We start from the raw sequence: 18,752 nt of genomic DNA, 5'->3' as shown, positions 1-18,752 counted from the left end.
GTCAGTTCCCCGCCACCGACTTCACCGCCACCGACACGGGCGCCGAGCCGCTGATCAGCTCCAGGGTCAGGCCGTTCGTGGCCGGGGTGTCGACCAGTTCGGCCAGGACCGCGGCGACGTCGTCGCGCGGAACGGGGCCGCGGCCGGTGTGCGCCTCCAGACGCACCAGGCCCGTGCCCGCGTCGTCCGTCAGGGCGCCGGGGCGCAGGATCGTCCAGTCCAAGGCGTCCAGCGAGCTGACGTAGGCGTCGGCCTCGCCCTTGGCGCGCAGGTAGACGTCGAAGATCTCGTCCCCCCGGTGCCCCGGATCGGCGCCCATGGACGACACGATCAGGAAGCGCCGTACGCCCGCCCGGACCGCCGCGTCGGCGAAGCGGACCGCCGCCGCCTTGTCCACCGTGTCCTTGCGGGCCGCCCCGCTGCCGGGCCCCGCCCCCGCCGCGAAGACCGCCGCGTCCGCGCCCCGCAGCCGCTCCGCCACTTCCTCGACCGAGGCCGACTCCAGGTCCAGCACGACCGGTTCGGCGCCCGCCGCACGCAGATCGTCGGCCTGCTCGGCCTTGCGGACGATGCCCGCCACCTCGTCACCGCGCGCGGCGAGCAACCGCTCCAGCCGCAGCGCGATCTGACCATGACCACCAGCGATGACAATGCGCATGCCTCCGACCGTACGCCCCGACGACCGCCCGCGCCGCACGGCTTCGGCCACCCCGGCACCGGTCCGCCGGCCCTCCGAACCGACCACCCCCCTCCGCGGCCACCCGCCGTGCCCCGGCCACCCTCAGCCCGTGCCCCCTCCCCGGCCAGGTCCGCCACGCCCCTCGCGCCGTCCCCGCCCCGCACCCCCTTGCCGAGGCAGCCCCAGGTCGGACGCGGTGGTCGAGTCGCCGTACTCCCGTACCGCGCTGGTCCGTGCCACCACGCGCCCCCGGTGCACGACGATCCGGCTGTAGCCCAGCGACAGCGCGCCCGCCAGCCCATCCCCCCGTACGGCGACCAGTTCGGCCGGGAAGCCCGCCTCCACCCGCACCTCCGGCAGGCCGAGGGCCGACCGTGCCGCCGCGCTCACCGCGTCGTAGGCCTCCGCGGGGCGCAGCCCGTGCCGCGAGGCCAGCAGGTAGGCCGCCTCCAGGGGGTCGCCGCGCCCGACCGGGTTGGACACGTCCCGCAGCGCGCCGCTCCCGGCGGCGAGCCGCACCCCGGCCGCCCGCAGCAGCCGTACCGGTGCCGTGCCGTCGGGGTGGTCCACCGTCCCGCAGGCGCCCTGCGGCAGGCAGACCACGGTCACACCGGCCGCCGCCAGCTGGTCCGCGGCCCGGGAGGCCGCCTCGGCGGGCAGCTGAGCCCAGGCCGTCGCAGGGGCCGATGGCGACCCCGGGCGCAACCCGCCCGCCGTGGCCGCCAGCCGGGCCAGCCGTGCCGGGTCGGCGGCGTCGGTGTGCAGGTCGACCGGGCAGCCGTGCTCGGCGGCGACCTCCAGGACCGTCTCCACGTACCCCGCCGGATCGGGGTCCAGGTCCGGACACCCGCCCACCACGTCCGCGCCCATCTTGACCGCGTCCCGCAGCATCGCCAGCCCGTCGGCACCGGCCACCCCGGTCAGCACCCTCGGCATCGCCACCGCGCTCAGTTCGACGAGGCCGCGCAGGGAGCGCCGGGTCCGCAGGACGGCGGTCAGCGCCCCCAGGCCCGCGACGTCGCCCACCCGCACGTGCGCCCGCAGCGCGGTGGCGCCGTGGGCCAACTGGAGCAGGGCGGCCTCGGTGGCCCGGCGCTGGACGTCCTCGGGGTCGTAGGAGACGGGGCCGTGGACGTCGGCCGTGAGCGCCGTGTCGGGGTGGACGTGGGGATCGGCCGGGGCGGGCAGGAGCAGGTAGCCGCCCAGGTCCAGGTGGCCGCCGGGGCCGGAGGCCCGGCCCGGGGACAGGCTGCCGGCCGTGCCGACCGCCTCGATGCGTCCGCCGTGGAGCCGTACGTCCACGCTCCGGCCGTCGGTGAGCCGCGCCCCGGAGAGCAGGAGCGAGCCGCGGTCGGCGGGGTCCGAGGGGGAGGGCGAGTGGGGCGGCTGCGGCTGGCTGTCGGGCATCGCGCTCCTCTGGGCTCGGGACTGCGCAGTGGGGGACGCAAGATCACGCAGAGTGAGTCGAGCCTAGGACGGTGATCAGCCCGTGGCGCGGAGGAGCGCAATAGTCGTACCGGTGCCGTCCGGCGCGGTCGGGCCGCCCGCTGTGCGGTCGGGACGGGACGGGGCAGGGTCGGCGAAACGGATTTGGGCGATCGGCGGGCGACCGTGTAATGTCTTCATCGCTCGCCCCAATAGCTCAGTCGGCAGAGCGTCTCCATGGTAAGGAGAAGGTCAACGGTTCGATTCCGTTTTGGGGCTCTGGTGTGAGAGGTTCCCGTCGCAAGGCGGGGCCCGATCGCATCACAGCGGTGTAGCTCAGTCGGTAGAGCAAGCGGCTCATAATCGCTGTGTCACCGGTTCAAGTCCGGTCACCGCTACTCTCAGTAGCCGATTGCGGGGTCGGTCCTTCAATCGGCTACTCTTTCTTGCGTTAATACCATCAATCCGTTCGTCAAGGAGTGCACTCACGTGGCTGCCACCGACGTCCGCCCGAAGATCACGCTGGCCTGCGTGGAGTGCAAGGAGCGGAACTACATCACCAAGAAGAACCGGCGTAACAACCCGGACCGACTGGAGATGAAGAAGCACTGCCCGCGTTGCAACGCGCACACCGCGCACCGCGAAACGCGATAGAAACAGGCTCGTACACGAGGCCGTCCCCGAGGTTTGGGGGCGGCCTCGTGTCGTTGTCCCAGGCATGACGAGCAGCAGCAGGAGGTTGCGAGCCCATGGCGCTCGACCAGTCGTTCGTGGGGCGGAGCTATCCGCCCACCGCGCCCTATGAGGTGGGCCGGGAGAAGATCCGCGAGTTCGCGGAGGCGGTGGGGGACGCCAACCCGGCGTACACCGACGCGGAGGCCGCGAAGGCGCTCGGGCATCCGGATGTGATCGCCCCGCCGACCTTCGTGTTCTCGATCACGTTCAAGGCGGCCGGTCAGGTCATCGAGGACCCGCAGCTCGGGCTGGACTACAGCCGTGTGGTGCACGGCGACCAGAAGTTCGCCTACGCCCGCCCGGTCCGGGCCGGTGACCGGCTCACGGTCACCTCGACCATCGAGGCGATCAAGTCGATGGCCGGCAACGACATCCTGGACATCCGTGGCGAGGTCCACGACGAGGCCGGGGAGCACGTCGTGACCGCCTGGACCAAGCTCGTGGCCCGCGCGGCCGAAGGGGCGTGAGCGCGATGCAGTCGAAGATCGCATACAGCGACGTCGAGGTCGGCACCGAACTGCCCGCGCAGAGCTTCCCCGTGGACCGCGCCACGCTCGTGCGGTACGCGGGGGCCTCCGGCGACTTCAACCCGATCCACTGGAACGAGAGGTTCGCCAAGGAGGTGGGCCTGCCGGACGTCATCGCGCACGGCATGTTCACCATGGCCGAGGCGATCCGCGTGGTCACCGACTGGACCGGCGACCCGGGCGCGGTCGTGGAGTACGGCGTCCGCTTCACCAGGCCCGTCGTCGTCCCGAACGACGACGTGGGTGCCGTGATCGAGGTCAGCGGCAAGGTGGCGGCCAAGCTCGACGACAACACCGTCCGCGTCGACCTCACGGCCACCAGCGCCGGCCAAAAGGTGCTCGGCATGTCCCGCGCGGTCGTACGACTGGGCTGACGGGCAGACGCCCGGCCCAACAGCCGCCCCCCTGGCCAGGTCAGGCCACGCCAGGGGGAGCCGGTCAGCGGGCGCCGGCGCGTACCGCCGTGGTCGCCAGCGTCGTGTACCGCATCGTGAAGCGGCCGCCCAGCGCGTCGACGGCGCGGCCGACCGCGTCCAGTATTCCGGCCAGTTGGCCGGGGCGGAGCCGGGTGAGGCCGCCGGTGGTGGGGAGCAGCTCCAGCCACTCGTCGCGGGTGTACGACCGCTCCCAGTCGAACCGCCACTGCTCCGGCTCGTGGAACCGCCCGGACTCGCGGATCCGGTCGGCGATCTGTGCGTACCCCGCCTGGTACATCTCCAGCGGTCGTCGCGCCGGCTGAGCGCTGAACGGCGATTCGGGTGCCGCCCGACGGTAGGCGGCCGCGAACGGCTCGGCCACTTCGGCCGGCGGCTCGTACACGTGCCCGAAGATCGCCAGGCGCCCGTCCGGGCGCAGCACCTGGGCCGCCTTCACGGCGCCGGCGGCCGGGTCCACCCAGTGCCACGACTGGGCGGCGATCACCGCGTCGAAGGCCCGGCCGGCGGGCTCCCAGGCCTCGAAGGCCGCCACCTCGACCGGCAGCCCGCGGTCCCGGGCGAAGGCGGCCATCCGCGCGTCCGGCTCGACCCCGAGTACGGCGCAGCCGGCGGCCTGGAACTGACGGGCCGCGATGCCCGTGCCGCAGCCGACGTCGAGGACGTCGGGCCCCGGGCTCCCCGCGACGACACGCGTCACGAGGGCGTCGGGGTAGGGCGGTCGGGCCCGGTCGTAGCGCTGCGCGTCGGTACCGAAGGACTCGGCCGTCTCCCGGGCCTGATGCGAGGGCGGCTGCTCCGGCTGCTCCGGAGAGGATAGAGTGGGCATGCGTTCACTTTAGTGGGCGCACGCCCACAAGCCAATGAGTGAGCAGTGCGAGAGGGGATCCGCGAGTGCCGACCGGAGTGCACCTTCGCGACGCGCGGCGGCAGCTGTTCGACGCCGCCGAGCGCGTGCTTCTGCGGGACGGCCCGAACGGGCTGACCAGCCGGGCCGTCACGGACGAGGCGGGCTGCGCCAAAGGCGTCCTGCACCGGCACTTCGCGGACTTCGACGCCTTCCTCGTCGAACTCGTGCTCGACCGGGCCGCGCAGCTCGACACGCAGGCGCTGGCGCTGCGGGAGGCCGTGGGCTCCGGCACCGTGGCGGACAACCTCACCGGCGCGCTGACCGCCCTGTTCGGACCGGTCCCCGTGGCGATCATTCCGCTCATCACCTTCCGGGACGAGCTGCGCGCACGGCTGCGGCAGGCCGTGCCCGGTGGCGGCATCGCGATCCTCGCCCAGGTCGCGGCCGCGGTCTCCGCCTATCTGTCGGAGGAGCGCGCGAGGGGCCGCATCTCGGCCGACGCCGACATCGACTCGCTCACGCTCTCCCTAGTCGGCGGTGGCCATCTCCTGTTCACGGACCGCGACCCGGGCCATCCGCCGGCCGCGGCGGCCGTCGGCAAGCTGGTCGACACGGTGCTCGCCGGCGTCGTGCGTCGACCCCCGCGCTGACGCGCACCGCCCACCGCGCACCCCGCCCTTGACGGAGTTAGTAATTGAGTACTAACTTACTTCCATGGTCAGGATGAGCGCAGAGGAGCGGCGCGAGAGCGTCATCCGCGCGGCGACGAGCGAGTTCGCCCGGGGTGGCTATCACGGCACGTCCACGGAGACCATCGCCAAGCGCGTGGGGGTCTCCCAGCCGTACCTGTTCCGTCTCTTCCCGGGGAAGAAGGCGATCTTCCTCGCGGTGGCGGAGCGCTGCATGCGGGACACCCGCGAGGTCTTCGAGAAGGCGTCCGAGGGTCTGCACGGCGAAGAGGCCCTGCATGCCATGGCCGAGGCCTACTCGCAGCTGATCGCGGACCAGCCCGAGAAGCTCCAGATGCAGTTGCAGGTGTACGTCACCGTCGCCGCCGCCGAGGCGGCCGGGGACCACGAGTTCGGCGAGATGGTCCGCAAGGGCTGGCTCGAGATCTGGGACACCGTGCACCTGCCGCTGGGGGCGGACATCGCACAGACGACGACCTTCCTGGCCTACGGCATGCTGATCAACACCCTGGTAGGCATGGGTTTCCCGCCGGGCCACCGCGTCTACGGCGGCATCTACGAGTCGGGCCAGGCCAAGCCGAGCCGGAACGACGCGGACGCGTAGGACGAGGGCGCGCAGGACGAGGACGCGTAGGAACGGACTCGTAGCACGCGGCCGCGGCATCCACATCCGCATCCGCATCCGGAAAGACGACAGCCGGCCCCTTCCGCACGCCAGCGGAAGTTAGTCATCAATCACTAATCAAATCCACGGCAAGTGCACGCACACCCTCTGGGGGAGAGATGTCACAGCAAGGAGCACGTCGGAGCACCCGCGGTGGGGGAGCCGCCTGGGCCCTCGTCATCACCAGCGTCGCCGGCTTCATGGCGGCCCTGGACAACCTCGTCGTCACCACCGCCCTGCCCTCCATCCGCGAGGACCTGGGCGGCGCGCTGCACGACCTGGAATGGACCGTGAGCGCCTACACGCTCACCTTCGCCGTCCTCCTGATGTTCGGCGCGGCCCTCGGCGACCGCTTCGGCCGCCGCAGGCTCTTCCTGGTCGGCCTCACCGTCTTCACCGGGGCGTCCGCCGCCGCGGCCCTGGCACCCGGCATCGACTCGCTCATCGCCGCCCGCGCGGTGCAGGGCGTCGGCGCGGCGATCATGATGCCGCTCACGCTGACCCTGCTGACGGCCGCGGTACCCGCCGAACGCCGCGGGATGGCGTACGGCATCTGGGGGGCTGTCAACGGGCTCGCCGTGGCGTCCGGCCCGCTGGTCGGCGGCAGCCTCACCGAGCACATCTCCTGGCAGTGGATCTTCTGGCTGAACGTACCGCTGGGCCTGGCCCTGCTGCCCCTCGCCCGCCTCCGCCTCGCCGAGTCGCACGGCACCGGCGCCCCGCTCGACATACCCGGCACGCTGCTCGCCAGCGGCGGCCTCTTCGGCATCGTCTACGGCCTGGTCCGCGGCCCCGTCGACGGCTGGACCGGCTCCGTGGTGCTGACCGCCCTGTTCGCCGGGGCCGCGCTGCTCGTCGGCTTCGTCCTCTACAGCACCCGTGCCGGGAACCCCATGCTCCCCATGCGGCTCTTCCGCTCCCGTGCCTTCGCCGGGGTCAACGCGGCGAGCCTGCTGATGTTCCTGGGGATGTTCGGCTCGATCTTCCTCCTGAGCCAGTACATGCAGGGCGTGCTCGGCTACTCGCCCACGGAGGCGGGCCTGCGCATGCTGCCCTGGACCGGCATGCCGATGCTGGTCGCGCCGATCGCCGGTCTCCTCTCGGACCGGATCGGAGGCCGCCCGGTCGTCGCGACCGGACTCTTCCTCCAGGCGGCCGGCCTCGGCTACCTGGCCTCCGTGATCACGGCCGACGCCTCCTACGCGGTCCAGCTGCCCGGTCTGATCCTCAGCGGAATCGGCATGGCCCTCTACTTCGCCCCCGCCTCCGCCCTGGTGATGTCCAGCGTCGCCGCGAAGGAGCAGGGCATCGCCTCCGGTGCCAACAACGCGCTGCGCGAGGTGGGCGGCGCGCTCGGCATCGCCGTCATGTCCTCCATCTTCGCGGCGCAGGGCGGCTACGAGTCCGCGCAGACCTTCGTGGACGGACTGCGCCCGGCGATCGCCGTGGGTGCCGCAGTGGTGGCCCTGGGCGGAACAGCGGCCCTGGCGATCCCGGCCCGCCGCCGTACCGACGACCCCACAGCCACACCGAAGACCGAACCGGCGACCGAACCGGCCCTCGCCACGACGGCACCGACGCCCCACCACTGACCGCACGGCACAGCAAGCATCACGAGAGGAGTACGACATGCCCACCCTTCCCTGGACCGTGCCGAACGAGCCTCCCCGCGCCACCGAGGTCCACGTCTTCGCCTCCCGCTTCGAGACCCGCACCCTGTGGGGAGCGCTGAAGTTCCTCGCGCGCACGCCGGGCGTGTGGCGGCAGGTCCGCAGCGCGCCCGGAGCGTACGGGGCCTCACTGAAGGCGGAACCCTTCAAACGGACCTTCTGGACGCTCTCCGCCTGGGAGTCGCCCGAGACCCTCAAGACCTTCGCCCGCTCCGGCACCCACGCACCGACCTCCCGCGGACTGTCGGCGCAGATGCGGGACTCGAAGTTCGCCTCCTGGCCGGCGTCGAGCGACGAGCTCCCCATCAGCTGGGCGGAGGTGCGCAGGCGCCTGACGTGAGGACACGCCCCGCGACGCCCCCGCCGGCCTGCGGGGGCGTCGCCGTGTTTCCCCTGCCTGCGGCCCGGCGCCGTCGGTGCCGTCTCGTACTCTTGAGCCCGTGCAGGAACTCCACGACGCCCCCCTCGCCCCGCTGACCACCTTCCGCCTGGGCGGGCCCGCGACCCGGCTGCTCACGGCCACCACCGACGCCGAGGTGATCGCCGCCGTCCGCGAGGCCGACGACACCGGGACCCCGCTGCTGCTCGTCGGCGGCGGATCCAACCTGGTCATCGGCGACAAGGGCTTCGACGGCACCGCCCTGCACATCGCCACGCGCGGCTTCCGCCTCGACGGCACGACGCTGGAGCTGGCGGCGGGCGAGATCTGGACCGACGCGGTCGCCCGCACCGTCGAGGCGGGCCTGGCGGGCGTCGAGTGCCTGGCCGGCATCCCCGGCTCGGCGGGCGCGACCCCGATCCAGAACGTCGGCGCGTACGGCCAGGAGGTGTCCGCCACGATCACCGAGGTCACGGCGTACGACCGCCGGAGCCGCGAGACGGTCGCCCTCTCCAACGCGGACTGCGCCTTCTCCTACCGCCACAGCCGCTTCAAGGCCGAGCCCGAGCGGTACGTGGTCCTGCGCGTCCGCTTCGAGCTGGAGAACGCCGACGGGCTCTCCGCGCCCCTCCGGTACGCCGAGACGGCCCGCGCCCTCGGTGTCGAGGCGGGCGACCGGGTGCCGCTGACGGCCGCCCGGGAGACGGTGCTGAGGCTGCGTGCCGGGAAGGGCATGGTGCTGGACCCGGAGGACCACGACACGTGGTCGGCCGGGTCGTTCTTCACCAACCCGATCCTCACGGACGAGGAGTTCGCCGCGTTCCGCTCCCGCGTCGCCGGGCGCCTCGGTGCCGCCGTGGAGCCGCCCGCCTTCCCGGCCGGGGAGGGCAGGGTCAAGACCTCAGCGGCCTGGCTGATCGACAAGGCGGGCTTCACCAAGGGGTACGGCACGGGCCCCGCGCGCATCTCCACCAAGCACACCCTCGCGCTCACCAACCGCGGCGAGGCGACGACCGAGGACCTGCTCGCGCTGGCCCGCGAGGTCGTCGCCGGGGTCCACGAGGCCTTCGGCGTCACGCTGGTCAACGAACCGGTGACGGTGGGCGTCGCCCTGTAGCCCGCGGCCACGCGCCGCCGGTGGATCCCGTGGCCCGGCGTTACGGGGCCCCGGCGCGGGTGCGGGCGCGAGGGGAGCGCGGCCCGGCGTTGCGGGGTGCCTCCCCCAGTGCCTGAACGGCCTGGGAGGTACCCCCACCGCCCACCCGTGCCGCCCCAGCGGCACGACTGCCCGCAGCTAGGTAGGTACGGCGAGAAGGGGGCGTGTCGGGGGGTGTCCGCCCGCAGCGGTTGGCGCGTCAACGCCCCGCACCCCCGTGGCCGACCGATTCCGCGCCGTTCCGAGGACGGACACCCCCCGGCGCGACCCCGACCCACCCACCGGACGTACCGCGCTACGCGCACTCCCACCGAACCCGCACAGGCCGCCGCAGGCACCCCGCGCGCCCCCCGCAGCCCACCACCTACGCCGCAAGCCAGTCGTCCACTCCCGCCAGCAGCCTCCCCTTCACGTCCTCAGGCGCCGCCGACCCCCGCACCGACTGACGCGCCAGCTCCGCCAGCTCCGCGTCCGTGAACCCGTGGTGCTCGCGCGCGATCTCGTACTGGGCGGCCAGCCGCGACCCGAACAGCAGCGGATCGTCCGCGCCCAGCGCCATCGGCACCCCCGCGTCGAACAGCCTCCGCAGCGGCACGTCCTCCGGCTTCTCGTACACGCCCAGCGCGACGTTCGACGCCGGGCACACCTCGCACGTCACCTGCCGGTCCGCCAGCCGCTTCAGCAGCCGGGGATCCTCCGCAGCCCGCACGCCGTGCCCGATCCGGTCCGCCTCCAGGTCGTCCAGGCAGTCCCGCACCGACGCCGGACCGGTCAGCTCACCCCCGTGCGGCGCGCTCAGCAGCCCCCCGTCCCGCGCGATCGCGAACGCCCGGTCGAAGTCCCGCGCCATCCCGCGCCGTTCGTCGTTCGACAGCCCGAACCCGACCACCCCCCGCTCCGCGTACCGCACCGCCAGCCGCGCCAGCGTCCGCGCGTCCAGCGGATGCTTCATCCGGTTCGCGGCGACCAGCACCCGCATCCCGATCCCGGTGTCCCGCACGGTCGTCTCCACCGCGTCCAGGATGATCTCCAGCGCCGGAATCAGCCCGCCCAGCCGAGGCGCGTACGACGTCGGATCGACCTGGATCTCCAGCCACCCCGACCCGTCCCGCAGGTCCTCCTCCGCGGCCTCCCGCACCAGCCGCTGGATGTCCTCCGGTGTCTGCAGGCACGACCGCGCCGCGTCGTACAGCCGCTGGAAGCGGAACCAGCCCCGCTCGTCCGTCGCCCGCAGCTTCGGCGACTCCCCGCGGCCCAGGGCCTCGGTCAGCGTCTCGGGCAGCCGCACCCCGTGCTTGTCTGCCAGCTCCAGCAGGGTGGTGGGCCGCATCGACCCGGTGAAGTGCAGGTGGAGATGGGCCTTGGGCAGTTCAGAGACATCACGTACACGCTCCATTCCGTGATCCTGCCGCACGACACGCCCGGCCGGACAGCACTTTCCCCGTACGTGGTCTTGCTCGCACAAACAAACAGGGCCACCCCTCAACCAAACAGGGCCACCCCTCAACGTTGAGGGGTGGCCCCGCGGGACAACGGGACGGGTCAGTCCCGCGCCTCCGCCAGCAGCTTCTGGATCCGGCTCACGCCCTCGACGAGGTCCTCGTCCCCGAGCGCGTACGACAGCCGCAGGTACCCCGGCGTGCCGAACGCCTCACCCGGCACCACCGCGACCTCGGCCTCCTCCAGGATGAGCGCGGCCAGCTCGACCGAGTCCTGCGGACGCTTGCCGCGGATCTCCTTGCCGAGCAGCGCCTTCACCGACGGGTAGGCGTAGAACGCGCCCTCGGGCTCCGGGCAGAGCACGCCGTCGATCTCGTTCAGCATCCGCACGATCGTCTGGCGGCGCCGGTCGAAGGCCTCCCGCATCTTCGCCACGGCGTCCAGGTCGCCGGAGACCGCGGCCAGCGCCGCCGCCTGCGACACGTTGGCCACGTTGGAAGTGGCGTGCGACTGGAGGTTGGTCGCGGCCTTGACGACGTCCTTCGGGCCGATGACCCACCCGACCCGCCAGCCGGTCATCGCGTACGTCTTCGCCACGCCGTTGACCACGATGCACTTGTCGCGCAGCTCGGGCAGCAGCGCGGGCAGGGACACGGAGACGGCGTCGCCGTACACCAGGTGCTCGTAGATCTCGTCGGTCAGCACCCACAGCCCGTGCTCGGCGGCCCAGCGTCCGATCGCCTCGGTCTCGGCCTCGCTGTACACCGCCCCCGTCGGGTTCGACGGCGACACGAACAGGACGACCTTGGTCTTCTCGGTGCGCGCCGCCTCCAGCTGCTCCACCGTCACCCGGTAGCCGGTCGTCTCGTCGGCGACGACCTCGACGGGCACACCGCCGGCCAGCCGGATCGACTCCGGGTACGTCGTCCAGTACGGCGCCGGGACGATGACCTCGTCGCCCGGGTCGAGGATCGCGGCGAACGCCTCGTAGATGGCCTGCTTGCCGCCGTTGGTGATGAGGATCTGCGACGGGTCGACCTCGTAGCCGGAGTCGCGCAGCGTCTTCGCGGCGATGGCGGCCTTCAGCTCGGGCAGCCCGCCGGCCGGCGTGTATCGGTGGAACTTCGGGTTCTTGCACGCCTCGACGGCGGCCTCGACGATGTAGTCCGGCGTCGGGAAGTCGGGCTCACCCGCGCCGAAGCCGATCACGGGACGTCCGGCGGCCTTGAGGGCCTTGGCCTTGGCGTCCACGGCGAGGGTCGCGGACTCGGAGATCGCGCCGACTCGGGCGGAGACCCGGCGCTCGGTGGGAGGGGTTGCAGCGCTCATGACCCCATCGTTCCAGACCGGAAACCTCACGGGCACAGGGGTTTCACGGACTGAACCGGACCGGTCCAGGACCTGAACGCCAGTCCGGTCCCCGGCCTGAACATCAGTCCGGACATGCTTTCTGTTCGACGCCCGGCCCGTGAGCACGTACACTCTCACCTCGTTGGCCTTCAGCGGCCCGCGATCACCCGGTGCACACCGAGCATTCGGGCGGATGCGGTACGTTGGGGGACGAACAAAGGGTCGTAGCTCAATTGGTAGAGCACTGGTCTCCAAAACCAGCGGTTGGGGGTTCAAGTCCCTCCGGCCCTGCTACACACACCATCGCCAGGATGTGTGCGCATGTACGTACAGCAATGCACCGCCGTGCGGCTCCAACCGGGCGCGGCACGGCCACGACCCGGAATCAGGTGAGGACGAGTGACGGACGCCGTGGGCTCCATCGACATGCCTGATGCCCAGGACGAGGCGCCGGACTCCAAGAAGTCCCGCAAGGGCGGCAAGCGAGGCAAGAAGGGCCCGCTGAAGCGGCTCGCGCTCTTCTACCGCCAGATCGTCGCGGAGCTGCGCAAGGTCGTCTGGCCCAGCCGCAACCAGCTGACGACGTACACCACCGTGGTGATCATCTTCGTGGTCATCATGATCGGCCTGGTGACTCTGATTGACTATGGCTTCTCTCACGCCGCCAAGTACGTCTTCGGCTGAGTCGAGAGCGAAGGGCGCCGAGGTACCCGGCGCCCCTTTCGCGTGTTCCACCCCTATGTATCCAGGAAGAAGCAGCCACAGTGTCTGACCCGAACGTGAACGACGCCATCGAGCCGGTCGAGTCCGTCGAGGACGAGCTCGGCACCGTCGAGGGCGCCGACAACGAGGACACCGAGGCCTCCGCCGAGGCCGAGGCTGCCGACGACACGGTCGTCGCGGAGACGGACGAGGACGCGACGGACGCGGAGGCGGACGAGACCGCCGAGGCGGCCGACGCGGAGGCCACCGAGGCCGACGCCGACGCCGACGCGGCGGAAGCCGAGGAGTCCGAGGAGGAGCCCGAGGCCGAGGAGCCCGAGCTCGACCCGATCGAGAAGCTCCGCCAGGAGCTGCGCGTCCTCCCCGGCGAGTGGTACGTCATCCACACCTACGCCGGTTACGAGAACCGCGTGAAGACCAACCTCGAGCAGCGCGCCGTCTCGCTCAACGTCGAGGACTACATCTTCCAGGCCGAGGTGCCGCAGGAAGAGGTCGTCCAGATCAAGAACGGCGACCGCAAGACGATCCGCCAGAACAAGCTCCCCGGCTACGTGCTGGTCCGCATGGACCTCACCAACGAGTCCTGGGGCGTCGTCCGCAACACCCCCGGCGTCACCGGCTTCGTCGGCAACGCCTACGACCCGTACCCGCTGACGCTGGACGAGATCGTCAAGATGCTCGCCCCGGAGGCCGAGGAGAAGGCCGCCCGCGAGGCCGCCGAGGCCGAGGGCAAGCCGGCGCCGCAGCGCAAGGTCGAGGTCCAGGTCCTGGACTTCGAGGTCGGCGACTCGGTCACCGTCACCGACGGCCCCTTCGCCACCCTCCAGGCCACGATCAACGAGATCAACGCCGACTCGAAGAAGGTCAAGGGCCTCGTCGAGATCTTCGGCCGCGAGACCCCGGTCGAGCTGAGCTTCGACCAGATCCAGAAGAACTAGTACCCCACCGGTACTCCGCACTCCTCTGGACGTACTGCTTCCGACCAGGTCAGGCGCCCGCTCGCGCGGCGTCTGACCTGCTCGGTTTTTGGCCGCGCATCTATACCCGTTATCGTTGTGCGGTATGCCTGTGTCCGGGTAGCTCCCGAACGCGGGCAGGACCCGAATCGAAAGGACCCGGAGAGCTATGCCTCCCAAGAAGAAGAAGGTCACGGGGCTCATCAAGCTCCAGATCCAGGCCGGTGCCGCGAACCCGGCTCCGCCGGTCGGCCCCGCGCTGGGTCAGCACGGCGTCAACATCATGGAGTTCTGCAAGGCCTACAACGCCGCGACCGAGTCGCAGCGCGGCTGGGTCATCCCGGTGGAGATCACGGTCTACGAGGACCGCTCCTTCACCTTCATCACCAAGACGCCGCCGGCCGCCAAGATGATCCTCAAGGCCGCGGGCGTGGAGAAGGGCTCCGGCGAGCCGCACAAGACCAAGGTCGCGAAGATCACGCGCGAGCAGGTCCGTGAGATCGCCACCACCAAGATGCCCGACCTCAACGCCAACGACCTGGACCAGGCGGAGAAGATCATCGCCGGTACCGCCCGTTCCATGGGCGTCACGGTCGAGGGCTGACCTCCACCCCCGTAACCACAGCAGTAGTGGCAGGGCCTGCTCGGCCCGCACCACGACTCCTCAGAAGCCACCAGGAGCAGTAGTGAGCAAGCGCAGCAAGTCTCTCCGCGCTGCGGACGCCAAGATCGACCGGGACAAGCTCTACGCCCCGCTCGAGGCCGTCCGTCTCGCCAAGGAGACCTCCACGAGCAAGTTCGACGGCACCGTCGAGGTCGCCTTCCGCCTGGGTGTCGACCCGCGCAAGGCCGACCAGATGGTCCGTGGCACCGTGAACCTCCCGCACGGCACCGGTAAGACCGCCCGGGTCCTGGTCTTCGCGACCGGTGACCGTGCCGAGGCCGCGACCGCCGCGGGCGCCGACATCGTCGGCTCCGACGAACTGATCGACGAGGTGTCGAAGGGCCGTCTGGACTTCGACGCCGTCGTCGCCACCCCGGACCTCATGGGCAAGGTCGGCCGCCTCGGCCGCGTGCTCGGTCCCCGTGGTCTCATGCCGAACCCCAAGACCGGCACCGTGACCCCGGACGTCGCCAAGGCTGTCAACGACATCAAGGGCGGCAAGATCGAGTTCCGCGTCGACAAGCACTCGAACCTGCACTTCATCATCGGCAAGACGTCGTTCGACGACACCAAGCTGGTGGAGAACTACGGCGCGGCGCTGGAGGAGATCCTCCGTCTGAAGCCGTCCGCCGCCAAGGGCCGCTACATCAGGAAGGCCGCCCTCAGCACCACGATGGGCCCGGGCATCCCGCTCGACTCCAACCGCACCCGCAACCTCCTCGTCGAGGAGGACCCGGCCGCGGTCTGAGCGAGCAGCTCGCCCCACCGGTTCACGGGCCCCGCACCTTCCGAGGTGCGGGGCCCGTCCCTTTTGGCCCGTCCCCTTTTCCGGCGCCCTGGGTTAGCGTGCGGGCAACGGACCCGCGCATGGGGCGCAGGGGCCGTACGGGGCGCAAGGGGTGGGCGGATGACGGGCACGACGGCACGCCGTACGGTCGTCTCGGTCGCGGTGTCGGCCGCGCTGGCGTGCGTCACCGCGTGCACCGGCCCCGGGGGATCCGACGACTCCGGCGGTGCCACCGGCCCCACCGGCTCGGCCCGGCCGTCCGCCTCCGCTCCGGCGTCCTCCCGCGCCCCGGCCCTCACCGGGCCCTCGGCGGACGCCCTGCGGAAGGTCGAGCGGGCCACCGGGCGGGCGGGTTCGGCGCGGGTGGAGTCCACGACCGTGATGGGCCGCGAGCTGTCCCTGGATGCCGCGGGCGCCCTCGGCTGGGACGACGGCCTCACCGGCACCCTGACGATCACCTACACGGGCGGCACGACCGCCGAGACCATGCGCCGCCTCGGCACCTCCGCGATGGAGGCCCGGTACCTGCCCGACGCCTACTACGCCAGGATGGGCGACGAGTTCGCCGAGCGGCTCGACGGCCGGCACTGGATCAAGTACGTGTACGAGGACCTGGAGGACCTCGGCGGCGGCACGGGCGCCGGATTCGCCGACCAGATGCGCAACACCACGCCCAACCAGGCCGTGAAGCTCCTGCTGTCGGCGCACGACGTGCGCAGGGTGGGCGAGGAGACGACGCGCGGCCGGCGCACCACGCACTGGTCCGGCACGGTGGGCGGGGCCACCGCCCAGACCGTCGACATCTGGGTCGACGACCGGGACCTGCTGGTCAAGAAGGTCGAGCGGGGCCGCACGGAGACCGGGGAGCTGACCCAGACCGCGTACTACAGCGACTACGGCGTCAGGGTCCTGGCCGAGCGTCCGCCGGCCGCGGACACGGCGGACTTCAAGGAACTGCTGGCGTCACAGGGGAGCTGAAGCCCGTCCGGACAGGGGAGCCGCAGCCCGCCGACGGAGAAATCACAAGATCGTTCGAACCGATTCGGCTACGCTCGCGTCCTTGTCACAAACGAATGCTGTGGAGCGGCGGTGCGACTCCTGTGTCCCTCATGCTCCTGTGCGCACCTTGAATCCCGTGGGGGGATATCGATGAAGACTTCCGTACGTGTGCCCGTGGGCGCCGGACTCGCCGCGCTGCTGCTCGCCGCCGGGGCGGTGGGCTGCGCCAAGGAGGACAAGGCCTCCGAGTCCCCGGAGATGACGCCCGCGGCCGCCGTCGCCAAGGCGGCGAAGAACACGGAGGCGATCAACTCCCTCCACTACCGCATGACCGGCAAGGTCCCCGAGGAGGGCCGGGTCAAGGCCGAGGCCGAGATGCAGATCAAGCCGACGCTCGCGATGAGCATGAAGATGACGGCGCTCGACCAGGGCGCCGAGGGGACCGCGGAGATCCGGCTCGTCGACAAGGCCATGTACATCGGGGGCGGCCCCGAGGCGGCCAAGGAGATGGACGGCAAGAGCTGGATCAAGTTCGACCTGGCCGCGATGGGCGCCGGCGACGAGCTGAACCAGCTGGGCGGCGCCTCCCAGGCGGACAAGAACCCGGCGACCGAGTCCACCTTCCTCACCGGGGCCAAGGACGTCGAGAAGGTCGGCACCGAGACCGTCGAGGGCGTGAAGACCACCCACTACAAGGGCACGGTCACCCTCGCCGACCTGGAGAAGTCCCTCGGGGACGAGGACAAGGCCACCCGGGACAAGCGCCAGAAGAGCCTCGAGCAGTACGAGAAGATGGGCGTCGACAAGCTCACGATGGACATGTGGGTCGACGGCGACGACCAGACCAAGCAGTTCCGCATGCGCGGCGACGCCGAGAAGGGCCCGCTGGACATGACCATCACCTTCCTCGGCGTCAACGAGCCCGTGAAGGTCACCGCCCCTCCGGCCGGGGAGGTCGCCGACCTGGCCGAGATGATGAAGGGGGCCCAGCAGGGCTGAGGCGCCGCGCGCCCGGCCCGCTCCGGTCGCCGCGGGGGCGGATTTGCTTGACACTGCCCCGTTCACGTACGCTTCCACAGAAGCCAAAGACCGCTGGTCGTTGCCGTGTGTTCGAAAGAGGACACGGTGGCCGAAGGATCCGCTGAACTGCGGACGACCCGCGCAGGTGACTGTGGATGAGCTCCCGGAAGTCCCCGCCCCGTGCGGATGACGATCGGTCGAGCCACGCCCCGTGCGCCTGCGCCGGGGCGTTTCGTTTTCCCCAGTCCTCCTTCGGGTCCGCGCGGTCCGAATCACCCGGAAGGAGGCCGAGGCTCTATGGCGACGCCCGAAAAGGCTGCCGCGGTTGCCGAGCTGACGGACAAGTTCCGCAGCTCCAACGCCGCCGTGCTGACCGAGTACCGCGGTCTCACCGTGGCGCAGCTCAAGACGCTGCGCCGGTCGCTCGGTGAGAACGCCCAGTACGCCGTGGTGAAGAACACGCTGACCAAGATTGCGGCCAACGAGGCCGGGATCACGCTCGACGACCAGCTCTTCGCTGGTCCGACGGCCGTCGCCTTCGTCACCGGTGACCCGGTGGAGTCGGCGAAGGGTCTGCGCGACTTCGCCAAGGACAACCCGAATCTCGTCATCAAGGGCGGTGTCCTTGACGGCAAGGCGATGTCCGCCGACGAGATCAAGAAGCTTGCGGACCTCGAGTCCCGCGAGGTTCTGCTCTCCAAGCTGGCGGGTGCCTTCAAGGGCAAGCAGTCCCAGACTGCTCAGCTCTTCCAGGCGCTTCCCTCGAAGCTCGTCCGCACCGTGGACGCGCTCCGTGCCAAGCAGGACGAGCAGGGCGGTGCCGAGTAACTCGGCTCGCTTTCTGGTCCGGGCCGCCTGAGCGCGGCGCGGATCGCAGCGGGCCGACGTACGCCCGCCACACCCCGTACATCCGGCACCTGCCGAATTAGTGGAAGGACCGCCATCATGGCGAAGCTCAGCCAGGACGACCTGCTCGCCCAGTTCGAGGAGATGACCCTCATCGAGCTCTCCGAGTTCGTGAAGGCCTTCGAGGAGAAGTTCGACGTCACCGCCGCCGCCGCGGTCGCCGTGGCCGGCCCCGCCGCCCCGGGCGCCCCGGTCGAGGCCGCCGCCGAGCAGGACGAGTTCGACGTCATCCTCACGGGTGCCGGCGACAAGAAGATCCAGGTCATCAAGGTCGTGCGTGAGCTGACCTCCCTGGGTCTGAAGGAGGCCAAGGACCTCGTGGACGGCGCCCCGAAGCCCGTCCTCGAGAAGGTCGCCAAGGACGCCGCCGAGAAGGCCGCCGAGTCCCTCAAGGGCGCCGGCGCCTCCGTCGAGGTCAAGTAAGACCGCACCGGCACCACGGATCCGTCAGGGTCTGTAACGCCGTAGCACCGAAGAGCGATCATCCATCCGGGTGGTCGCTCTTCGGCGTATCCGGGGTCCGGCGGCGGTCGCCTTGCACGTGTGACGGTGAAGAGTAGGGTGATCTTCGTCGTGCCGTCGCCGGGGCCCTGAGAGCCCCCTGGCGGCAACCGGTTTGGGCAAGGGGGGCCTTGACGAACCGCACGCAGCGCGCAATTCTCAGGGCGTCGTCACAAGGATCCGAATCCGAGGCATGGA

At 71.1% G+C, this 18,752-nt stretch carries 21 protein-coding genes and 3 tRNA genes; 19 read left to right on the top strand and 5 right to left on the bottom strand.

The window, feature by feature from the left end:
• Position 1: 1 nt before the first annotated feature.
• Together Sru02f_RS34565 and Sru02f_RS34560 are read right to left on the bottom strand one after the other, a co-directional pair.
• Positions 2 to 658, bottom strand: coding sequence for an NAD(P)H-binding protein (locus Sru02f_RS34565; RefSeq protein WP_109034494.1), 657 nt, complete (start codon positions 656 to 658; stop codon positions 2 to 4).
• Positions 659 to 781: 123 nt separating this feature from the next.
• Positions 782 to 2,086: an amidohydrolase family protein gene (locus Sru02f_RS34560; RefSeq protein ID WP_373103654.1), complete on the bottom strand. Its 1,305-nt coding sequence runs from the start codon at positions 2,084 to 2,086 to the stop codon at positions 782 to 784.
• Between the two features lie 224 nt (positions 2,087 to 2,310).
• On the opposite strand from Sru02f_RS34560, the gene Sru02f_RS34555 reads away from it, so the two are divergent.
• The 5 genes from Sru02f_RS34555 to Sru02f_RS34535 all read left to right on the top strand — a co-directional run bounded on the left by Sru02f_RS34555 (position 2,311) and on the right by Sru02f_RS34535 (position 3,740).
• Positions 2,311 to 2,383: transfer RNA gene (locus Sru02f_RS34555), tRNA-Thr, on the top strand.
• A 46-nt stretch (positions 2,384 to 2,429) separates the two neighbouring features.
• A tRNA-Met gene (locus tag Sru02f_RS34550) sits at positions 2,430 to 2,502 on the top strand.
• Positions 2,503 to 2,593: 91 nt separating this feature from the next.
• Complete coding sequence (gene rpmG / locus Sru02f_RS34545; protein WP_003948671.1) at positions 2,594 to 2,758, top strand: 50S ribosomal protein L33; 165 nt, start codon at positions 2,594 to 2,596, stop codon at positions 2,756 to 2,758.
• Positions 2,759 to 2,853: 95 nt separating this feature from the next.
• The gene (locus Sru02f_RS34540) at positions 2,854 to 3,306 is read left to right on the top strand and encodes a MaoC family dehydratase N-terminal domain-containing protein (protein WP_109034170.1); all 453 of its coding nucleotides are present in this window, start codon (positions 2,854 to 2,856) and stop codon (positions 3,304 to 3,306) included.
• 5 nt (positions 3,307 to 3,311) lie between these two features.
• The gene (locus tag Sru02f_RS34535; RefSeq protein ID WP_109034172.1) at positions 3,312 to 3,740 is read left to right on the top strand and encodes a MaoC family dehydratase; all 429 of its coding nucleotides are present in this window, start codon (positions 3,312 to 3,314) and stop codon (positions 3,738 to 3,740) included.
• Positions 3,741 to 3,804: 64 nt separating this feature from the next.
• Here Sru02f_RS34535 and Sru02f_RS34530 read toward each other — a convergent pair whose 3' ends face one another.
• Complete coding sequence (locus tag Sru02f_RS34530; RefSeq protein ID WP_109034174.1) at positions 3,805 to 4,629, bottom strand: class I SAM-dependent methyltransferase; 825 nt, start codon at positions 4,627 to 4,629, stop codon at positions 3,805 to 3,807.
• 65 nt (positions 4,630 to 4,694) lie between these two features.
• Between Sru02f_RS34530 and Sru02f_RS34525 the strand changes: the two genes are divergently transcribed.
• The 5 genes from Sru02f_RS34525 (at position 4,695) to Sru02f_RS34505 (ending at position 9,169) form a co-directional block, all read left to right on the top strand.
• Complete coding sequence (locus tag Sru02f_RS34525) at positions 4,695 to 5,300, top strand: TetR/AcrR family transcriptional regulator (RefSeq protein ID WP_109034176.1); 606 nt, start codon at positions 4,695 to 4,697, stop codon at positions 5,298 to 5,300.
• Between the two features lie 64 nt (positions 5,301 to 5,364).
• Positions 5,365 to 5,943 (top strand): TetR/AcrR family transcriptional regulator, encoded by a 579-nt coding sequence (locus tag Sru02f_RS34520; RefSeq protein ID WP_109034178.1) that lies wholly within the window; start codon positions 5,365 to 5,367, stop codon positions 5,941 to 5,943.
• A gap of 179 nt (positions 5,944 to 6,122) precedes the next feature.
• Positions 6,123 to 7,595, top strand: a complete 1,473-nt coding sequence (locus Sru02f_RS34515) for an MFS transporter (RefSeq protein ID WP_109034180.1) — start codon at positions 6,123 to 6,125, stop codon at positions 7,593 to 7,595.
• Positions 7,596 to 7,632: 37 nt separating this feature from the next.
• Complete coding sequence (locus Sru02f_RS34510; protein ID WP_109034181.1) at positions 7,633 to 8,013, top strand: DUF3291 domain-containing protein; 381 nt, start codon at positions 7,633 to 7,635, stop codon at positions 8,011 to 8,013.
• Between the two features lie 100 nt (positions 8,014 to 8,113).
• On the top strand, positions 8,114 to 9,169 hold the full coding sequence (locus Sru02f_RS34505; protein WP_109034183.1) for a UDP-N-acetylmuramate dehydrogenase: 1,056 nt from the start codon (positions 8,114 to 8,116) through the stop codon (positions 9,167 to 9,169).
• Positions 9,170 to 9,572: 403 nt separating this feature from the next.
• Here the strand turns inward: Sru02f_RS34505 and Sru02f_RS34500 are convergent, their stop codons facing one another.
• On the bottom strand, positions 9,573 to 10,604 hold the full coding sequence (locus tag Sru02f_RS34500) for an adenosine deaminase (RefSeq protein WP_109034185.1): 1,032 nt from the start codon (positions 10,602 to 10,604) through the stop codon (positions 9,573 to 9,575).
• A gap of 146 nt (positions 10,605 to 10,750) precedes the next feature.
• On the bottom strand, positions 10,751 to 11,977 hold the full coding sequence (locus tag Sru02f_RS34495) for a pyridoxal phosphate-dependent aminotransferase (protein ID WP_109034187.1): 1,227 nt from the start codon (positions 11,975 to 11,977) through the stop codon (positions 10,751 to 10,753).
• A gap of 239 nt (positions 11,978 to 12,216) precedes the next feature.
• On the opposite strand from Sru02f_RS34495, the gene Sru02f_RS34490 reads away from it, so the two are divergent.
• The 9 genes from Sru02f_RS34490 to rplL all read left to right on the top strand — a co-directional run bounded on the left by Sru02f_RS34490 (position 12,217) and on the right by rplL (position 18,476).
• Positions 12,217 to 12,289 (top strand) — tRNA-Trp (locus Sru02f_RS34490).
• A 108-nt stretch (positions 12,290 to 12,397) separates the two neighbouring features.
• Positions 12,398 to 12,682: a preprotein translocase subunit SecE gene (gene secE, locus Sru02f_RS34485; RefSeq protein ID WP_003974317.1), complete on the top strand. Its 285-nt coding sequence runs from the start codon at positions 12,398 to 12,400 to the stop codon at positions 12,680 to 12,682.
• 80 nt (positions 12,683 to 12,762) lie between these two features.
• The gene (nusG, locus tag Sru02f_RS34480; RefSeq protein ID WP_109034188.1) at positions 12,763 to 13,659 is read left to right on the top strand and encodes a transcription termination/antitermination protein NusG; all 897 of its coding nucleotides are present in this window, start codon (positions 12,763 to 12,765) and stop codon (positions 13,657 to 13,659) included.
• A gap of 187 nt (positions 13,660 to 13,846) precedes the next feature.
• Positions 13,847 to 14,281, top strand: a complete 435-nt coding sequence (gene rplK / locus Sru02f_RS34475; protein ID WP_073725164.1) for a 50S ribosomal protein L11 — start codon at positions 13,847 to 13,849, stop codon at positions 14,279 to 14,281.
• Between the two features lie 82 nt (positions 14,282 to 14,363).
• Positions 14,364 to 15,089 carry a 50S ribosomal protein L1 gene (rplA, locus tag Sru02f_RS34470; protein WP_109034190.1) on the top strand — a complete coding sequence of 242 codons (726 nt, stop codon included), beginning with the start codon at positions 14,364 to 14,366 and terminating at the stop codon, positions 15,087 to 15,089.
• A gap of 159 nt (positions 15,090 to 15,248) precedes the next feature.
• Entirely contained in the window at positions 15,249 to 16,106 is an 858-nt protein-coding gene (locus Sru02f_RS34465) for a hypothetical protein (protein ID WP_109034192.1), read from the top strand.
• A gap of 171 nt (positions 16,107 to 16,277) precedes the next feature.
• A complete protein-coding gene (locus Sru02f_RS34460) occupies positions 16,278 to 17,126 on the top strand; it encodes a LolA-like protein (protein ID WP_109034199.1) in 849 nt (282 codons plus the stop codon).
• 318 nt (positions 17,127 to 17,444) lie between these two features.
• Positions 17,445 to 17,975, top strand: coding sequence for a 50S ribosomal protein L10 (rplJ, locus tag Sru02f_RS34455; protein ID WP_003974311.1), 531 nt, complete (start codon positions 17,445 to 17,447; stop codon positions 17,973 to 17,975).
• Positions 17,976 to 18,092: 117 nt separating this feature from the next.
• Positions 18,093 to 18,476, top strand: coding sequence for a 50S ribosomal protein L7/L12 (gene rplL, locus Sru02f_RS34450; RefSeq protein WP_003974310.1), 384 nt, complete (start codon positions 18,093 to 18,095; stop codon positions 18,474 to 18,476).
• Positions 18,477 to 18,752 lie beyond the last annotated feature (276 nt).

Origin of the sequence: Streptomyces rubrogriseus, from assembly GCF_027947575.1 — a bacterium.
In the GTDB taxonomy this organism is placed as follows: Bacteria; Actinomycetota; Actinomycetes; order Streptomycetales; family Streptomycetaceae; genus Streptomyces; species Streptomyces rubrogriseus.
The sequence above is the reverse complement of the archived record's forward strand: the minus strand, read 5'-3'. Positions and strand labels throughout refer to the sequence as shown.

Bases quoted from the DNA above. Each gene is read 5' to 3' on its own strand.
- Sru02f_RS34565 (WP_109034494.1), bottom strand. From the start codon at position 658: ATGCGCATTGTCATCGCTGGTGGTCATGGTCAGATCGCGCTGCGGCTG.
- Sru02f_RS34560 (WP_373103654.1), bottom strand. From the start codon at position 2,086: ATGCCCGACAGCCAGCCGCAGCCGCCCCACTCGCCCTCCCCCTCGGAC.
- Sru02f_RS34540 (WP_109034170.1), top strand. From the start codon at position 2,854: ATGGCGCTCGACCAGTCGTTCGTGGGGCGGAGCTATCCGCCCACCGCG.
- Sru02f_RS34535 (WP_109034172.1), top strand. From the start codon at position 3,312: ATGCAGTCGAAGATCGCATACAGCGACGTCGAGGTCGGCACCGAACTG.
- Sru02f_RS34530 (WP_109034174.1), bottom strand. From the start codon at position 4,629: ATGCCCACTCTATCCTCTCCGGAGCAGCCGGAGCAGCCGCCCTCGCAT.
- Sru02f_RS34520 (WP_109034178.1), top strand. From the start codon at position 5,365: ATGGTCAGGATGAGCGCAGAGGAGCGGCGCGAGAGCGTCATCCGCGCG.
- Sru02f_RS34515 (WP_109034180.1), top strand. From the start codon at position 6,123: ATGTCACAGCAAGGAGCACGTCGGAGCACCCGCGGTGGGGGAGCCGCC.
- Sru02f_RS34510 (WP_109034181.1), top strand. From the start codon at position 7,633: ATGCCCACCCTTCCCTGGACCGTGCCGAACGAGCCTCCCCGCGCCACC.
- Sru02f_RS34500 (WP_109034185.1), bottom strand. From the start codon at position 10,604: ATGGAGCGTGTACGTGATGTCTCTGAACTGCCCAAGGCCCATCTCCAC.
- Sru02f_RS34495 (WP_109034187.1), bottom strand. From the start codon at position 11,977: ATGAGCGCTGCAACCCCTCCCACCGAGCGCCGGGTCTCCGCCCGAGTC.
- rplK (WP_073725164.1), top strand. From the start codon at position 13,847: ATGCCTCCCAAGAAGAAGAAGGTCACGGGGCTCATCAAGCTCCAGATC.
- Sru02f_RS34465 (WP_109034192.1), top strand. From the start codon at position 15,249: ATGACGGGCACGACGGCACGCCGTACGGTCGTCTCGGTCGCGGTGTCG.
- Sru02f_RS34460 (WP_109034199.1), top strand. From the start codon at position 16,278: ATGAAGACTTCCGTACGTGTGCCCGTGGGCGCCGGACTCGCCGCGCTG.
- rplJ (WP_003974311.1), top strand. From the start codon at position 17,445: ATGGCGACGCCCGAAAAGGCTGCCGCGGTTGCCGAGCTGACGGACAAG.
- rplL (WP_003974310.1), top strand. From the start codon at position 18,093: ATGGCGAAGCTCAGCCAGGACGACCTGCTCGCCCAGTTCGAGGAGATG.